Below are 17,766 nucleotides of genomic sequence, written 5' to 3'. Positions count from 1 at the left end.
TGTGTCACAACTCGACATGATCGCGGCGGCTCTTCGCGTCACGCCACACGACCAGCGGCAACACCGTGAAGATCACGATCTACGGCTGCCGTATCCGCGCACCGGGAACGTTCTGCCTTTATTAGGAGATCCGCCGCCGCACCGACGTGGTCGGCATCTTCCCGCACCGCGAGGCGATCGTCCGGCTGGTCGGCGCGGTGCTGGCCGAGCAGCACGACGAGTGGACCGAAGGCCGCCGCTACCTCGGCCTGGACATCCTGGCCAAAGCCCGCGTCCGGCTCATCGCGGGCGACACACCGGTCCAGAATCCGCTTCCGCAGACACTTACCGCTTAACCTGCAGAAACAGGATCACGCGGAGATCGATTCATACACCACGTCCGTGGACGTGACCCGGAGCCTGGTGCGGGTGGCCGGATCGCGGTGGAGCGTGGAGGAGTGTTTCCAGGCCACCAAGAACGAGGTCGGCCTGGACCACTACCAGGTCCGCAAGCACCTGGCCTGGTATCGGCACATCACCTTGGCCATGGTCGCCCACGCTCACCTGGCCTTCCTTGCCGCCGGTCCACCCGGCCCGCCCGGCGCAACAAGCGATCAGCAGGGCGAGACTTCCCCAGGCCTCGCCACACAGGGGCCCTGCCAACAGGGACGATCACGACCTGAGAGTGCGAACGGTGACGATTCCGGCGAGTTGATCCCGCTCACCGTCAACGAGATCCGGCGTCTGCACGCCCACCTCGCCCAGCCCCGACACCCCGCCAGTCACCGGATCCGCTGGTCACAGTGGCGCCGTCGACATCAGGCCCGCTCCCGCCGCTGCCATTACCAACGGCAGCAACGACTCATCGATCAATAAGTGCGGCTGGAGTACTAACGGCGACCTGTCGGATCTCCTTAGATCGAGGTTAGATTCTGGACGACTTGAAGCTATTCTGGGAGGTTCAGCAGGAGCACCGAAATGATGACACCCAAAGCTACACTGAAACCTCGCATAACTCGCGAGCCGACCGGAAGAGCACTAGAGAGAATCGTTGGAATATAGGCCAGCTGTAGCATCGCTCGCACCACCGCAAGCGCGTCCTTATCAAGGCGCTCCGGCCTCATATCATCCCATGCATAATCGTAAACTGGAATAAGCTCGCCTACGATTACAGCCAGAAAGGCGGGGACAAACATGCAAGCCCACAGCGCCCTCCACACAAGCGTTTTCTCTTTTCCGCCAGATTGCCGATCATCGGCCACTTGCACCACAGATCCTCCTCAAACTGATTGATTACCTACCGATGATGCTTTTCACGGTTGGCAATGCCTTGAAATAGCGATCCGCGTATCGTTGCGCATCGGGCCCCGACCCATTCCACGCGGCTACGACTCGGCGTGTCTCTTTTTCATCCCATCCAGGCCTCTGACCATGGAGGTTCGCCAGATGCTTCCCGGCGAGAAAGAGGTTAGAGGCAGGATTTTTGAGAAGCTTTATTATCTGACTACCCAGCGTCACATCCACCTTCGTATATCCGAGCAGATCCATGGCAAGCCCGAATTGCATCGAGACCGAGCCGAAGGAGGTTGCGAAAAGCGTCTCCCTGTCATCAAAAATCATGCGCTTCAGAAAAGCCAGATCGTCGATGATGGGAGGGTCTCCACCCACTTCACCATAAGCGATTCCTCCAAGAAGGACAGGAGGTATTCCCCAGTAGACAGCGGCAGCTACGATGACGTCTTTGTAAGCCCTAACCCACTTTTCCTTGAAGGCTTGGACCATTGCTTTAGCCTTATCACGATTACCGTGTTTAATGTGATACCCGTATAGGGCTCCGTCGGCATTAGTCCACGTGGGCCCCTTGACTTTCGCCCAGATGCGAGCGAATTCGTCTGCCGCACGATGTGTCGCCGTTTTCGTCGTGACCTTCGCGGGCTTACCGAGAGCACCTGCAAAGCAGGAGCAGCTTGGGAACTGATTGTGGTAGGCGGCGGTAACCGCCCATGTAATCGCCAATGCTTCATCGCTGACCACAGGCGTGTATTTGCTCATGAAGTCATCCTGAGCCGCAACGCTGGCTTCCCAAAAATCAATGACCAGGTTGTCCACACGTTTCGGCACAGGCCTCCCATTCGGCATGACCCCGATACGCTTTGCTTCCTCATCGGAGAAGCGGGGGTTACTCCTTAGTTCATAGCCGGGGGCGGTGACGAAGTCGCTCCACCAACGTTCTTGTCCGTAGGTCTCGTGGCAGATGCGACTGCTGCTGTCGACGCAGCCACTGCCGCCAACACCATAGGTCATATCGGCCACGCCGGCGGGCGGATACTTGAAGCCGCCGTTTTGAGCGGCTCCGAGACACAGGTAGCCGCTGCTGCACCCGACTCCGGCATAACCTGTGCTACCGCCGGAGCCCACACCAGTTGAGACGGTGGAGTGGCCGGTCGGGTCGATGCCCGTCAGGGGGGAGGCATTGGCATAGGTGTAGCGGTTGGCTTGCACGGACGGGTTCGGGTTGAGGGTCGCGGTGTCGCGGCTGGTGAAGGTGCCGGTGCCGGGCTGATACCAGCGGGCGTGCATGTTGACCTTGCTGGTGTCCGGGTCGGTGTACTCACCCTGGTAGCCGAGCGTGGTGGCAGCTCCGGTCTGGGCAGTGACGGCGCCGAAGGGGTCGAAGCTGGTGCTGGTCACCAGTGATGTGGTGAATGTGGCGACCAGGTCGCCGTGCAGATCCGACAGGGCCGCCACCGCAGGTCCGCCGCCTTCTTGCAGGCTGAGCAGGGAGCCGAAGGCATCCCGGCTGTACCTAGCTTGCACGGTGCCACTTGCGCTGATCGATGCTAGGTCGTTGCCGAGACCGGAGTAGGCGAAGGTCTGGTTGGTGGTGCCGCGGATGCGGCTAGTGACGCGGCCGAGGGCGTCGTAGCTGTAGAGGCTGTCGCCGTCGGCGATCATCCTGTCGAAGGCGTCGAAAGTGTAGGAGGTGGTGGTGCCGTCCTCGATCTGGCTGGCCAGGGTGCCGCGCGGGGTATAGGTGTAGTCGGTGCCGTCACCGTTGGTCAGGCGGCTGCGTTCGTCATAGGTGTAGGTGGCGCTGCCGGCCTTGGTGCGGTTGCCGGAGGCGTCCCACTCGTAGGCGGTGGTGCCGCCGCCGGGGGCGGTCCAGGAGGTCAGGCGTCCGGCGTGGTCGTAGCCGTAGGTGTTGGTGCCTGCCCCGGCGGTGCCGGTGGTGGTCTTGGTGGTGAGGTTGTCGTCGCTGTCCCACCCATAGGTGATCTTCGCGAGCTGGGTACCCGAGCTGTTCCTGAGGGTGTGGTCGGTCAGCCGGTCCATCGGGTCGTAGTCGAAGGTCTGGGTGCTGGCCTGGCCGCTGGTGGCGGTGATGGTCTTCAGGCGGCTGGCCGCGTCGTAGCCGTAGGTGAGGGTGCGGCCGGTGACCGGGTCGGTGGCGGTCGCGAGCCGGTTGGCGTTGTCCCAGGTGAAGGCTGCGGTGCCTGCGGCGTCGATGCGCTGGGTGGGGTTGCCGAGCGCGTCGTAGCTGTAGGCGGTCTGCTGGTTGCCGCCCTTGGAGACTGTCAAGGGCAGGTTGCGGTCGTTGTAGTCCACGGTCAGGTCGCCGATTGTGGTGGCGCGGCCTGCCAGGTCGTACCCGATGGTGCGCTCGGCGGTTGCGGCGCCGCCTCCGGCGCCTTCCTCGTCAGTGAGGCGGTTGAGGTGGTCGAACGTGCGGTCGATACGTACCCCACCCGGCTGGATGGTAGCTACAGGGTTGCCGACAGCGTCATAGAGGTAGGTCCAGGTGCGGTCGGCCAGGTTGGGGTGGGCGGTAGTGGCCGGTTCGGTGACGGTTTCGGGCAGACCGAGGCTGTTGTAGCTGGTCCAGGTGGCGTGGCCGCGGCCGTCGGTCAACCTGGTGCGGGCACCGGTGGCGTCGTAGCCGAAGTTAGTGGTGATCGACTCGCTGGCTGAGACAGGTTCGATCAACGAGGTGAGGCGGCTCAGGGCGTCGAAGGTCTGCTGGGTGGTGTGGCCTTCCGGCGTGGTCGCGCTGGTCGGATTGCCGACCGCGTCATAGCCATAGGAGAAGCTGCGTTGCACGGTGCCGCTGGAGTTGAGGTCCTTGACAGCGGTCTGCCGTCCGGCCAGGTCGTATTCGGCGGTGGTGGCGTTGCCCAGCGGGTCGGTGGTCTTGACCAGGCGGCCAGCCAGGTCATAGTCCATCGTGGTGGTTTGGTTCAGCGGGTCCTTGACGGTGGTGACCTCACCGGCCGGGTTCACGGTATAGGTGCTGGTCTTGTCGCCTGGGGCGACCTGCTTGACCAGGCGGCCGGCGTCGTCGTACTCCATCCTGGTCACGTAGGCAGCCGTGGAGGGCTTGCGCTCGATCTGAGTGCTGGTGATCTGCCGGCCCAGGTCGTCATAGGTTGCCTCGGTCCGGGCACCGGTCGGCCCGATGCTGGCGGTGGCCTCTCCGACCAGATCGTACTCGGTGATCCAGGTTCCGGCGGTTTGCCCGGCGGGTGCCGGGGCGGTGACCTTGACCTGGCGGCCGAGTTGGTCGTAGGTGAAGCCGGTGACGTTGCCGCGCGGATCGGTGGTGCTGGTCCGCAGCCCGGCCGTGTCATAGGCATGTTGGATGACGGGTGTGATCGGGGTGCCGCCTGGCGGGGTGTAGGCGGGCGCGGTGGTGCTGATCAGCCGTCCCGCCTTGTCGTAGGCGGAGACGTGGGTGCGGCCCTCGGCGTCGGTCTGGTGGGTTTGGTTACCGACCGCGTCGTAGCCGATCAGTGTCGACGGGCGAACCTGACTGGCGGTGCCGTTCTTATCCACCTGCACCTCGGGGGCGGTGGTCTCCACCAACCGTTCCAGGATGTCGTAGCGCAGGGTGGTGGTGTAGTCGGCCGCGGTGGCACCGTCGGTGTTGCCCCGCGGATCGGTGATGGAGGTGACCAGGCCGCGCTCGTCATAGCCGAAAGTGGAGACGATGTCCTGGGCGCCGTTCTCGATGGTCTCGCGGGTGATCTGGTTGAGCTTGTTGTAGGCGTAGCTGGTGGATTCGGTTCGGCCGGTGCCCGCAGCCGTGAGGGTCTTCTTGGTGATGTTGGTGTTGGCGTCGTAGGTGAAGGCGGTGGTGCGAGCCAGCCCGCCTGGGTCGAGCGTCTGTGAGACCAGGCGGCTGGCCGCGTCGTAGTCGAAGACGGTGATGGTGGTGCCGTGGCCGGTCATCTGCTCGATGAGGTTGCCCGCCGGGTCGTACTCATCGGCATGCACCACCACATCTCGGGGTGTAGTGGAGCCGTTGAGCTTGGCGTCGTCGGCGATCTGCTCCTTGAGCCGGTTGTCCCACCAGTACACGTTGGTGGTCTTTCGGCCCATCGCATCAACGACGGCGACCAGTCGCCCGCCCGCGTCATAGGCGCGTGATTCCAGCAGCACGTCCTGTGCGGGCTGCGGGTTTACTGGGCTGCCGGTCCAGCCCTTCAACGTGCGCGATACGAGTTCGCCGCGCTTGCTGTAGCCCGACTCGATCACCGTGCCGCGCGCGTCGGTCACCTGGGTCAGCCAACCGTGCTGGTTCCACACCTGCTGCACTACGCCGCCCTCCGGTCCGGTGATCGTCTTTTGCCGGCCGTGGCTGTCGTAGGTGTAGGTGGTGACCCGGTCCGGCTCGCCACCGGTCAGGTCTGCCACGGTCTTCGAGGTCACGTTGCCGTCGGCGTCGTAGGCGTAGCGGGTCTGGGCGGTGTGCGTGACGTCAGTGATCTCGTTCTTCACTCCGGGGGCGGTGCTGGAGGTCACCCGGCCGCGCCCGTCGTAGGAGAAGGTGGTCTCCGCACCCCCCGGAACGGCGGCGGAAATACGGGTGCTGGAGGTCAGACGGCCCAGCACGTCATACTCCAACTCGGTCACCAGGCCTTCGGGGTCGGTCTGCTCGGCCAGATCCCCTGCGGCGCTGTAACGGTAACTCCACACGCTGCCGCGCGCGTCGGTACGGGTCTTGACCAGACCGGCCGGGGTGGTGCCTCCGCCGACCGCGCTCTCGCTGCCGTCGGTGTAGGTGGTAGTGACGGTACGGCCGGACGGGAAGTCCGCGGTTTTCTGGCTGGTCTGCTCGGTCACCTCACCGTGGCTGTTGTAGACGATGGTGGTGGCGAAGGTGGCATCGGAGTCAGAGTTCGAACGCCCGTCCCGGTAGGCGATTACCTGGTCGTTGCGCGGGTCGAACGGGTCGTTCTCGTTCAGGTAGTAGGTCCAGAACTCGATAGCGCACTGCCCCTGCGCCCGGCAGTACTGCCTGCCGAGCGTGTTGCCGCGCTTGTCCTGGTAGATCTCGTTGAAGATGTTGTTGCGGTCGATGACCTTGTTCAGGAACCCCGCCTGGTCGTACTCCCACCAGGTGGTCTTCTGCAGTTGGTCGGTCTCACCGCGGATGCGATAGCCGCGCCAGGCGTCATACAGATACCCCAGCGTGTTGTTGCCCGGATCGGTGACGAACACCTGGGCCTCGCCGTACTGCTGGTCGATGCTGAGATCGCTGATCTGCCAGGTGCCGCCGTTGTTGTCCACATGAGTGGCGATGCGGTCTGTCTTGTCGTCGTAGGTGTTGGACGCCCACACCCGCCCAGACGGCAAAGTGATCGTCGACAGCTGATGCGACGCACCCGCGCGAGCCGCGTAGTGCGCCTGCACCTCAGCCGCAGTCAGCGACTTGCCGTAGAGGGCGACCTCGTCCATGTGACCCTGCAGGGGGAAGGCCTGCACACCCGACGGCACCGCCGGGGATCTGGAAGCATCGGTCACGCCGTTGCCGATCGTGGCGTAGGTCCGCCACGCGGTCACGGTGCCGGTCGTGGTGCCGACCTGCTGGCCGTCCAGATACAGCGTCTGATCTTCGCCCTCCACGGTCAGCACCGCGTGATGCCACTGGCCGTCGTTCACAGTGCCGGTGGAGGTGATGGGGGACATCACCGCGTCCAGCGCGCCGCGCAGCTTGCCGTCGGTGCCCACATACAGCATCGCGCCGCGGGCGAGGTTGCCGCTCTGCTGGGTGCCGGCCGCAACCAGCACGCCGGACTGGCTGGTCTTGAACCACGCCTCGACCGACAGCTCGTCTCCCAGGTGCGGGATCGTGTTCGAGGGCAGCTTGACGATCGAACCGGATTGGAAGCCCGCGGCGGTGTCGGTGGTCCCCGCCAGCGCGCCCTGCTGGCCGAGCGTCACCCCTTGATAGGTCAGATCACCGGCACCCGCGCCCAGATCAGTGCCGGTCGTGCCGGACGCCTCACCCAGCCGCCAGTAACCGAACGGGTCGGAATCCAGCACCCGGCTGCGATACAGCGACCCGCCACCGTAGGCGTAGGTAGTGCAGTTGGGGGCCGCCACCGGCGCACACACTTCCACCAACCGGCCCGCGTCATAGGTGTAGGTCCAGGTGAGCGGCTGCCCGCCGACCGGAGCACTGGACACCGAGGCCACCCGGTCGCCCTGCCAGGTGAACGTTACTGACCGGCCGCCCACTCCGCTGACGGTGGTGAGCTTGCCGCCCGCGTCATAAGTGAGCGTCTGGGTGCGCTCGCGTCGATCCTTGATCTCGGTCAGCTTGCCGGAGGAGTTGAACAGGTAGGTGGTGGCACTCTTGTCCATCAGCCGCCAGCCGCCGTTCTCCTCCGCCAGCGTGGCGTACATGCCCGGCGGCGACTGGAAGCTGCCGTCCCCATTGGCCAGGAAACGCACCAGGCGCCCGTCCGGATAGGTCACCACAGCCGACGTCGACGCCCCGCGCACCTCCTCGACGACCTTCATGTCCCAGCGGGTCGACCAGCCCGCCCCGAACATGCCATCCGTTCGCGGATCCAAACTGTTGTAGGTGCGCACCACCGACAGCGGCGGCCCCACCGTAGCCACCGTCAGGTCGGTGAAAGTGGCGGTGTAGTTACCGGTCTGCTGGTTGAACTCCCGGCCCCCGGCCCCCCGCGTGGCCAGCAGCGACGACACCACCGGCTGGCGCACCCCGGTGGTGAACGTCAGCACAGGCGAGCTTGTCGTGGAGTAGTCGTAGGAGTCGCGGATGGTGACCCGCCACCAATACTGCTTGCCCCACTCCAGCTTGCCGGCCGGCACCTGCCATCTGTTGCGACTGCCTGACACGTATCCGGAGCTAGTGCATCCGGAGCCGGACATCGACTCCACATCGCAGATCCGAAAAGAGTACGACAACGCCGAGCCACCGTAGTTGTTACTACGCCCCCACGCCCGCAACGTCGGCCGCAGAGAATCAACCAAATATCCCTGCTTGGGATAGACGTCCACCAGGCTCGGCACCGCCAGCACCGACCGCTCAGCCTGCTCAGCCCTACGCACCCCCGCCGGAAGATCCTCATCCGGCTGCGAGCCGCCCGAGTCCTGCGTGCGATCCTCGGCGGGCACCGCCCCCTCGGGCGGCTGCACCTGCGCCTTCCACCCAGCCCGGGGTTCCGGCACCTGTTCCAATTGCGTCGTGGGCAGCAAGGATGGCAGGCTCTGTGCCGATCCGCGCATCTGCTGCGGGATCACCGGTGAAGCCGCAGCGTCATTGACGGTCTCAGTCGCCAAGGTCGCAGTGGCCGGATAGGTCGACAAGACGAGTAAGCCCGGCGTCATCCCGGCCAATGCGACAACAGTGCCCACCGAACGACGCCATGACAAACCCGGCGCATGCGCCACCACACTCCGAACCACAACGGACAAGGACGTCGACCGTCGCTCTTCGCCGCGCGTCATGCGTGCCGGTGCGACTCGAAGCGTGATCTAAGATCAACATAAAATAGACGAAACCAACCTGACAAGATTCGTAATGATCACAAAACGGAAACTGGGCTTATCCGGTAAGCGACCCTCCGCTACCGGCCTACAATCGACTACGCCGCGATGGTGGCGCGGACAGGGGCCTGGGTGGCGCAGAGCCAGTCGTTGAGTGAGCCGGTGAAGGCCGCCGGAGGGCCGATTCTTAGGTACGTGGCGGGAGCGGTGTCATCTGCGGGGCCGACTCTCAGGCGGCTGATGCCATTGGTTGGCGAGAGGGCGGGCACGCACGGGGTGAGGCGGACACCGAGCGGGGCGGGCGGCAGCGGGAGGTGGTCGTCGATGGCGCGGCGGCGGGCCTCGGGGTGGGCGGCGGCGAAGGCCAGATGGTCGGAGACCAGGCGGGCGGCGACCGTACGCAGGAGGTTGGTGGCGCAGAGGGTGTGGGCGCAGGCCGCGCCGTCGAGGGTGATCTCCGGGAGCGCGAAGCGGCGCAGGCCCCGGGAGGTGATCGTGAGGCCGTCGCAGGTGCCCGTGGGGTCCCAGGGCGGGCAGGTGGCGCCGTCGTGGGTCTGGACGTCCCAGCCGAGCCAGTCGTCGGACAGGTGGAAGGTGACGGGTTCTGGGTCTTGGGCGGGCAGGGTGGAGCCGGTCAGCGGGTCTATCAGGAGTCCCTCGTACGCGTGGGCGAGGGCGCGGGCGGCGGCTCTGGCGGCCTGGACGGCGGCGGGCAGTTCGTGGGGTGGGACCGTCGTGGAGACGGCGAGGTGGTGGCGGGAGCGGCGGAGCAGGTGACGCTCGTCGGGGGTGAGGGTGACGGCGGTGGGCTGCCACGGGGTGGGGTGGTGGATGAGCCGCAGGCGGGGAGTGCCGAGCGCGGCCATCGCGGCCTTCCTGTAGGGGCCGGTCAGCCGCCAGGGCACGAAGCCTCCGTCGATGAGCGTGACGATGAACAGGGACGTCAGAGTGACGGGTAGGGGCAGGACGATCTTCATAGGGGCCTCCGGTGGGTCGGGGCTCCAGGATCGGCAAGAGTGGCCCGCGCCTGCTGGGGCGAACCGGGTTCTGGGGATAACGGCCTTGGGCCGGTCAGCTTCTGTGGATAGCCGCCGGTGGACGACCGTGACGGTGGGATGGGGTCAGGTGGTCAAGCAGTAGGGCGGTGGACTACCAGGGACTGCCCTGGGAGGCGAACCCCCTGGTCATCTCCCGATACCGGCTCGTCCGAAGCCAGCAGCACCCCGCCCAGCCCCACCGGAACCGTGACCGTGTCCGTGCTGAAGTTGACGCTCACGCACACCCCGCCCCGCCACATCACCAGCCATTCACCCCCGGGTTCGGCCTCCACCCGAACCCGTTCCAGCCGCGGATCCGTCAATTCCGGCAGCGCCTTCCGGAGTGCGATGAGGTCCCGATACCAGCACAGCAACGACCAGTGCTCTTCCTCTTTCAGCTCGTCCCAGTCGAGCTTGCAACTCAGAAACGTCTCCTCCGCCGACGGGTCGGGCGCCTCCCACGAGTACCCGAACCCTTCGAACTCCTTCTCCCGCCGCCCGCCTTCACTTTCGCGCAGGTGCGCCTCCACATGGTCGGAGAAGAACAGGAACGGCGTCCGAGCCCCCCACTCCTCCCCCATGAAGAGCATCGGCGTGAAGGGCGACGTCAGCAGCAGCCCCGCACCGAGCTTGAGGGCGGGCATCGGCAGCCGGTCGCCCATGGGCCGGTTCCCGATCTGGTCGTGGTTCTGCAGGCAGGCGACGAGCCGGTGGCCGGGAACGCCGGTGTAGGGGCGGCCGTGGGAGCGCCCGCGGAAGCTGGAGTGGCCGCCGTCGTGCAGGACGCCCCGGGTGAGTACTTTCGCCAGCGCGGTCAGTCCGGCGAAGTCGGCGTAGTAGCCGTGCGTCTCGCCGCTGACCGCGGTGTGCAGGGCGTGGTGGACGTCGTCGTTCCATTGGGCGGTCATGCCGAGCCCGCCGGCGTCGAGGGAGCGCACCATGCGCGGGTCGTTCAGGTCGGATTCGGCGATCAGCGACAGCGGCCGGCCGACGGCGCACGACAGGGCGTCCACCTCGTCGGCGAGTTCGGCGAGCAGGTGGGTGGCGCGTCTGTCGTGCAGGGCGTGCACGGCGTCGAGGCGCAGCCCGTCGATGTGGTAGTCGCGCAGCCATTGCAGGGCGTTGTCGATGAAGTAGCGGCGCACCACGTCGGAGCCGGGCCCGTCGAGGTTGACGGCTTCGCCCCAGTAGCTGCCCTGGAAGCCGCCGAAGTACGGGCCGAACGGGTGCAGGAAGTTGCCTGACGGCCCGAGGTGGTTGTAGACGACGTCGAGGATGACGCCGATGCCGGCCCGGTGGCAGGCGTCGACGAGGATTTTGAGCCCGTCGGGGCCGCCGTAGGTCTGGTTGACCGCGTACAGGTCGACGCCGTCGTAGCCCCAGTTGCGGGTGCCGGGCACGGGCGCGACCGGCATGATCTCCACGAAGTCGACGCCGAGTTCGACGAGGTGGTCGAGCCGGTCGGCGGCGGCCTGGAAGGTCCCTTCCTGGGTGAAGGTGCCGATGTGGAGTTCGTAGATGACGCCGCCGCGCAGGTCGCGGCCTTTCCATTCGTGGTCGGACCAGGTGTAGCGGGCGTGTTCGTAGACGGCGCTGGGCCCGAAGACGCCTTCGGGCTGCCAGCGGGAGCGCGGGTCGGGGTAGGGGCCGTCGCCGTCGAGCACGTACCCGTATCTGGTGCCGTGGCCCGCCTCGGGGACGGAGAGGGACCACCAGCCGTCCGGTCCGGCGGTCATGGCGCGTCGTCCGCCCGCCACCATGACCTCGACGGCCGTGGCGTTCGGTGCCCACACGTCAAAGATCATTTCGCTCCAGGAGTGCGACGGGAGAGGAACCGAGCAGGAGGGCCAGGGGGACGCGGCCGGTGTGGACGCCGCCGCCGAGCAGGTCGCGCCAGGCGCCGGGCGGCAGCGGCAGCGTGGTGCCGCCCCAGCCGCCGCGCCGTTCGAGCCGGACGGGCAGCCGGGTGGCGACGGCGACGGCCGACGCGGGGGTGCCGCCGCGGGTGAAGGCGATGACGTGCTCCGCCGCCTCGCCGTCCGCCCGCAAGGGGGTGTACGGGGCGGCGGGGCCGATGCGGCGGCGCAGGCGCAGCGCCTGGGTGGTGATCCGGAGTTTGGCGGCGTCCCAGGCCGACGCGGGGACGCGCGGGTAGCTGACGGGCCGCCGGTTGTCGGGGTCGACCAGGGAGAAGTCGGTGGTCTCGTTGCCCTGGTAGACGTCCGGCACGCCGGGCATCATGAGCTGGACGAGTTTGGCGCCGAGCGAGTTCGTCATCGCGTAGCGGTCGATCCGTTCGGTGAACTCGCCGACGGGCAGCCGGACGGCCGCCTCGGCGAACGCGCGCAACCCCTCCTCGTAGCCGGGGTCGGGGCGGACCCACGAGATCGCGGTCTTGGCCTCGCGCGCCGCCTTCAGCAGGTAGTCGGCGAACCGGTCGGCGGAGATCGGCCAGGCGGCCATGAGGTTCTGCCAGGCCAGGTAGTCGAGGTGGGGGTCGAAGGCGACCTGGGCCGACCAGTCGGACACCGCCTTCTCCCACTCCTCGGGCAGCTCCGACAGGACCGACAGGCGGGCCCGCACATCCTCCGAGCGTTTGGTGTCGTGGGTGGAGAGCGTGGTCATGGTGTGCGGCGGCATGGCCGCGCAGTAGTCGTGGAACTCCTCGACCTGCACGCCGAAGTGGTCCGGCTCCCACCCGACCTCGTTGAGGCACGACAGCGGGAACCACCGGTAGAGCGCGGTGTCCTCGACCCCCTTGGCCATGACCGGGCCGCAGGTCTGCTGGAACCGGACGATCACCTCGGGCGACCCGTACAGGACCTGCTCGGCGAGCGGGCGGACGGCGGGAGAGCAGGCCGCGGCGGCCCGCTCGACGATCTCGACGGACAGGGCGGGCGGCGGTTCGCCCGGCACCACGTACGCCCGGTAGACCGGCATGGCGGCGAGCAGTTCGGCGACCGCGGCCGGGTCGCAGGCGGCGGCGCGGGCCAGCCGGTCCACCTCCGCGCCGAAGAACAGGTCGATGACCTCCCGCTTGGCGGCCGTCATGACCTGCCGGTAGTCGGCCGGTTCGCCGGTCAGCCGGGTGAACAGCTCGATCAGCGGCCGCTTGCCGCCGGGGTCGACGAACAGGCCGGTGACCCGGTTGAGCGTCTCGTAGCCGGTGGTGCCCTCGCAGGGCCAGTCGGCGGGCAGCCGTTCGCCGCCGATGAGGATCTTCTCCACGACCGTCCAGATGCCGCCGGACCTGGCCCGCAGCCGTTCGAGGTAGCCGCGCGGGTCGGCGAGGCCGTCGGGGTGGTCCACGCGGAGCCCGTCGGCCAGGCCCTCGCCGATCAGCCAGAAGATCACCTCGTGGGTGGCGGCGAACACCTCGGGGTCCTCGGCGCGCAGCCCGATCAGGCTGGAGACGTCGAAGAAGCGCCGGTAGCCGGGCCCCTCCCGCCAGTCGGCCAGCCGGTAGTGGCCCGGGTGCGGGAACTCGTGCTCGTGGTAGCGGAGCACGTCGCCGTCGACGACCGGCTCGGTGTCGTCGCCGAGCACGGGCAGCGTGACCTCGCCGTCCTGCCACTCGATGTCGAACCAGCGCGCGTACGGGGAGTCCGGCCCGTCCCTGAGCACCGACCAGAAGGCGTCGTTACGGGTGTTCATGTGGTTGGGCACCAGGTCGAGCACGATGCCCAGGTCGTGGGCGGCGAGCTGCTCGGCCATCTCCCGGAAGCCCTTCGCGCCGCCGAACTCCTCGCGGATCCTGGAGTGGTCGGTGACGTCGTAGCCGTGCAGGGAGCCGGGCGTCGACTGGAGGATCGGCGACAGGTAGACGTGGCTGACCCCGAGGTCGCGCAGGTAGCCGGCGATCTCCGCCACCTGGGCGAAGCCGAAGCCGGGTGTCAGCTGCAGCCGGTAGGTCGCTATCGGTCTAGACACGGCGGAGCACCCGCACGCTCCGCCCCGGCACGGCCACGCCCTCACCGGCCCGGCACATGCGCACGTCCAATCTGATCGGCATCGCGGTGTCTATCTCGGTCTGCCACATCTCGCCATAGTCCTTGGGGATCGTGAAGCGGATGGTGTCGTGGTGCGCGTTGAACAGCAGCAGGAACGAGTCGTCGGTGATGGGCCGGCCGCGCCGGTCGGGTTCGGTGATGGCCTCGCCGTTGAGGAAGACGGCCAGGGACTTGGCGTAGCCGACGTTCCAGTCGCTGTCGGTCATCTTCTCGCCCGACGGGGTGAGCCAGGCGATGTCGCTGAGCCCCCGTACCGGCTTGCCGTAGAAGAACCGCCTGCGGCGGAAGACCGGGTGTTTCTTGCGCAGCGCCGCCAGGCTCTGGGTGAACTCCAGCAGCAGCCAGTTCTCCCTTATGTCGGACCAGTCGACCCAGGTCAGCTCGTTGTCCTGGCAGTAGCCGTTGTTGTTGCCCTGCTGGGTGCGGCCCAGCTCGTCGCCGTGGGAGAGCATCGGCACCCCCTGCGACAGGAACAGCGTGGTGAGGAAGTTGCGTTTCTGCTGCTCGCGCAGCGACTCGACGGCCCAGCCCGCCGGGCCTTCCTCGCCGCAGTTCCAGGACCGGTTGTCGTCGGTGCCGTCGCGGTTGCCCTCCTTGTTGGCCTCGTTGTGCTTGTGGTCGTACGAGACGAGGTCCTGCAGCGTGAAGCCGTCGTGGCAGGTGACGAAGTTGATCGAGGCGGCCGGGCGGCGGGTGTCGGCCTGGTAGAGGTCGCTCGACCCGGTGAAGCGGGAGGCGAACTCGGGCATCGTGGCCGGCTGGCCGCGCCACAGGTCGCGGATGGTGTCGCGGTAGCGGCCGTTCCACTCGGTCCACCGGGACGGGAAGTTGCCCACCTGGTAGCCGCCCGGCCCGACGTCCCACGGCTCAGCGATGAGCTTGACCTGCGACAGCACCGGGTCCTGCTGCACCAGGTCGAAGAAGGCGCTCAGCCGGTCGACCTCGTGCAGCTCGCGGGCGAGCGTGGAGGCCAGGTCGAAGCGGAACCCGTCGACGTGCATCTCGATGACCCAGTAGCGCAGCGAATCCATGATCATTTGCAGCACGTGCGGCGAGCGCATGAGCAGGCTGTTGCCGGTGCCGGTGGTGTCCATGTAATAGCGCTTGTCGTCGTCGACCAGCCGGTAGTAGTCGGGGTTGTCGATGCCCCGGAAGCTCAGCGTCGGCCCCAGGTGGTTGCCCTCGGCGGTGTGGTTGTAGACGACGTCCAGGATGACCTCGATGCCGGCCTCGTGCAGCGCCTTCACCATCGCCTTGAACTCCAGCACCTGCTGGCCCCGCTGCCCCGTGCTGGAGTAGCGGTTGTGCGGCGCGAAGAAGCCGATCGAGTTGTAGCCCCAGTAGTTCGCCAGCCCCCGTTCCTCCAGGACGTGGTCGGTGACGAACTGGTGGACCGGCATCAGCTCCAGCGCCGTCACGCCCAGCTTCGTCAGATGATCGATGATCACCGGGTGGCCCAGCGCGGCGTAGGTGCCGCGGATCCGCTCGGGGATCTGCGGGTGGCGGATGGTCAGCCCCCGCACGTGCGCCTCGTAGATCACGGTGTCGTGGTACGGGGTCGCGGGCGGCCGGTCGTGACCCCAGCCGAAGAACGGGTTGATGACGATCGAGCGCGGCACGTACGGCGCCGAGTCGAGGTCGTTGCGGGTGTCGGGATGCCCGAACCGGTACCCGTACACCGCCTCGTGCCAGCGGACGCCGCCCTCGATGGCCATCGCGTACGGGTCGAGCAGCAGTTTCCTCGGGTTGCAGCGCAGCCCCCGCTCGGGCTCGTAGGGGCCGTGCACCCGGTAGCCGTAGCGCTGGCCGGGGCCGATGCCCGGCAGGTAGCCGTGCCAGATGAAGCCGTCGACCTCGGTGAGCTTGACCCGCTGCTCGCGGTTCTCCTCGTCGAACAGGCACAGCTCCACCGCGTCGGCGACCTCGGTGTAGAGCGAGAAGTTCGTGCCGGCGCCGTCGTAGGTAGCCCCGAGCGGGTAGGGATCTCCCGGCCAGATTTCGATCATCGAGGCTTCCTCCCGGTCCCTCCCATGTTCTGTCCCCCCGCCCTACCGGACAAGCCCGGTCTCGATACCCGATAACGCGACCAGTACCTTCCCCGCCTTTCCCCCCGATCACCTCACGGACGGAGACGGAGCGCAGACAGCGAGGTTTGACCTGGGCTTGACCGGCTACATACCGCTCTTATGGGTGGGTTCAGAAAATTTCTGCTGCGCGGCAACATCGTCGAGCTGGCCGTGGCCGTCATCATCGGCGCCACGTTCAGCGGGCTGGTGGAGGCCCTGGTCCGCGACCTCATCACGCCGCTGATCGGGGCCGTCACCGGAGGGCGGCAGCCCGACTTCGCCGACTACTCGTTCACCGTGAACGGCAGCGAGTTCAAGTACGGCGACTTCCTCAACCACCTGATCACCTTCCTGATCATCGCGGCGGTGGTCTACTGGCTGGTGGTGCTGCCGATGACCCGGCTGATCAGCCTCTTCGACCGCGACAAGGCGGCCACCACCAAGGAGTGCCCGGAGTGCCTGGGCGAGGTCCCCATCCAGGCGCGGCGCTGCATGCACTGCACGAGCGAGCTCGTACCCGAGACGGAGAAACCCGCCGCAACGGGATAGGCGACGCCACGCGGGCGATCGGCGGTCAGGTCGCGGATTCGGCAATGTTCCTGCTCGTACCCATCAAAGTGCGTCCGGGGTCCGACAAGATGGACGGGTGAGCGTTGAGTTGATGGTGTGGGACGAGCCTGTGCCCGTCTCCAGAGACCAGGCGCGGGCCACTTACCTGGAGGCCCGGAAGGGCGAACCCCTCCAGGGAGAGACGCCGAAGATCGCCGAGGAACTGCCGGGAAACGTCACCGTCCACGGAGACCACGTGCTGGTGACGATGGACCTGGAAACCATGGACGAGATGTCGGCCCAGGTGTTCGAGATCGCTCGCACCCACGGGCTGGTCTGTTACGACCCGCAGCGCGACCTCGTGCACAACGTGGCGCCGCTCGGGGTCTACCAGGGCATGCAGCTCCACACCGGCGACGGGCTGGTGGTGCGCGATCCCGATCTGGGCCTGGTGCACGACGTGCTCGGCACCATGTCGCCGCAGAACCCGTTCGTGGCGCTGGTCAACTACGGCCGCCACTTCATCCAGGTCTCGCCCGGCTACGAGCTGGAGTACAAGGAGAAGTCGATGGTGCGCGCCGACGTGGCCGAGCTGGAGGAGGTGCGTCGCGCCTTCCACGAGTACGCGACCGGCGAGCGGGGCTTCCTCAGCCGCCACTCCTGGTCAGCCGTCTGACCTGGTCGGGGCCGCCGAACCGGGCGTAGAAGTGGCCGCGGGCCAGCCGGACGACCGGGGTGACGGCGCCGACCAGGAGCAGCGTCAGCAGCGGCGCGAGCGTGATGCCGAGCACGAACCCGGCGAGCACGTCGTGCGGGTAGTGGACGCCGACGAACACCCGGGAGAACGCCATCACGGCGGCCAGCGGCACCACCACCCAGCCGATCGCCCGCCAGGCCAGCATGAGCGTGCCCGCGGCCCCGGCGGCGATCACCGAGTGGTTGCTCGGGAACGACCAGTCGTCCAGCGGCGGGCAGGCGGCGATCGTCGGGATTCCGCCCCGGCACGGCCGGTCCTCGCGGATGACCAGCTTCAGCAGCTCGCTGAAGATGTAGGCGCCGACGATCGCCGCCGGCCCGGCGATGGCGATGGCCAGGTCGCGCGGGGGCGCGTGGCGCTCCCGCCACCAGCAGACGACGAACAGCGCCGCGAAGATGAACAGCCCGGCGTCGGTGCCGATCTCGGCCAGGGTGTGCACCCAGGCCGGGGTGGCGAGGGCGAAGTCGACGATATCGCGGTACACGGGTGTCCTATCCGTTAACAGGTGATGGACCAGATGTTACGAGGAGATGAAGCGCACCGCCTCCACCTCGGGAAACAAGATCGTC

At 67.1% G+C, this 17,766-nt stretch carries 9 protein-coding genes and 2 pseudogenes; 4 read left to right on the top strand and 7 right to left on the bottom strand.

Annotation, left to right across the window (positions count from 1 at the left end; all coding sequences use genetic code 11):
* Window positions 1-125: 125 nt before the first annotated feature.
* A pseudogene (locus tag AB0J42_RS28925) lies at window positions 126-335 on the top strand (transposase); the annotation flags it as partial.
* Between the two features lie 64 nt (window positions 336-399).
* Window positions 400-555 (top strand): annotated as a pseudogene (locus AB0J42_RS28920) (IS701 family transposase); the annotation flags it as partial.
* A gap of 371 nt (window positions 556-926) precedes the next feature.
* Here AB0J42_RS28920 and AB0J42_RS28915 read toward each other — a convergent pair.
* The 6 genes from AB0J42_RS28915 to glgX all read right to left on the bottom strand — a co-directional run bounded on the left by AB0J42_RS28915 (window position 927) and on the right by glgX (window position 15,831).
* Window positions 927-1,250, bottom strand: a complete 324-nt coding sequence (locus AB0J42_RS28915; protein WP_364299862.1) for a hypothetical protein — start codon at window positions 1,248-1,250, stop codon at window positions 927-929.
* Between the two features lie 22 nt (window positions 1,251-1,272).
* Entirely contained in the window at window positions 1,273-8,646 is a 7,374-nt protein-coding gene (locus tag AB0J42_RS28910) for a LamG-like jellyroll fold domain-containing protein (protein ID WP_364299860.1), read from the bottom strand.
* A 230-nt stretch (window positions 8,647-8,876) separates the two neighbouring features.
* Window positions 8,877-9,755, bottom strand: coding sequence for a hypothetical protein (locus tag AB0J42_RS28905; protein WP_364299858.1), 879 nt, complete (start codon window positions 9,753-9,755; stop codon window positions 8,877-8,879).
* A 152-nt stretch (window positions 9,756-9,907) separates the two neighbouring features.
* On the bottom strand, window positions 9,908-11,608 hold the full coding sequence (treZ, locus tag AB0J42_RS28900) for a malto-oligosyltrehalose trehalohydrolase (RefSeq protein WP_364299856.1): 1,701 nt from the start codon (window positions 11,606-11,608) through the stop codon (window positions 9,908-9,910).
* A gap of 1 nt (window position 11,609) precedes the next feature.
* Window positions 11,610-13,745, bottom strand: a complete 2,136-nt coding sequence (gene treY, locus AB0J42_RS28895; protein WP_364299854.1) for a malto-oligosyltrehalose synthase — start codon at window positions 13,743-13,745, stop codon at window positions 11,610-11,612.
* On the bottom strand, window positions 13,738-15,831 hold the full coding sequence (gene glgX / locus AB0J42_RS28890) for a glycogen debranching protein GlgX (protein ID WP_364299852.1): 2,094 nt from the start codon (window positions 15,829-15,831) through the stop codon (window positions 13,738-13,740). Before glgX ends, treY begins: the two co-directional genes overlap by 8 nt.
* 180 nt (window positions 15,832-16,011) lie before the next feature.
* On the opposite strand from glgX, the gene mscL reads away from it, so the two are divergent.
* Both mscL and AB0J42_RS28880 read left to right on the top strand, forming a co-directional pair.
* On the top strand, window positions 16,012-16,440 hold the full coding sequence (mscL, locus tag AB0J42_RS28885; protein WP_364299850.1) for a large conductance mechanosensitive channel protein MscL: 429 nt from the start codon (window positions 16,012-16,014) through the stop codon (window positions 16,438-16,440).
* Between the two features lie 97 nt (window positions 16,441-16,537).
* Window positions 16,538-17,116, top strand: coding sequence for a hypothetical protein (locus AB0J42_RS28880; RefSeq protein ID WP_364299848.1), 579 nt, complete (start codon window positions 16,538-16,540; stop codon window positions 17,114-17,116).
* Here AB0J42_RS28880 and AB0J42_RS28875 read toward each other — a convergent pair.
* Window positions 17,088-17,681 (bottom strand): phosphatase PAP2 family protein, encoded by a 594-nt coding sequence (locus AB0J42_RS28875; RefSeq protein ID WP_364299846.1) that lies wholly within the window; start codon window positions 17,679-17,681, stop codon window positions 17,088-17,090. The two genes, AB0J42_RS28880 and AB0J42_RS28875, sit on opposite strands and share 29 nt — an antisense overlap.
* Window positions 17,682-17,766 lie beyond the last annotated feature (85 nt).

It is taken from the genome of Nonomuraea sp. NPDC049649 (assembly GCF_040675175.1).
In the GTDB taxonomy this organism is placed as follows: Bacteria; Actinomycetota; Actinomycetes; order Streptosporangiales; family Streptosporangiaceae; genus Nonomuraea.
This window is presented reverse-complemented; position numbering and strand designations above follow the sequence as displayed.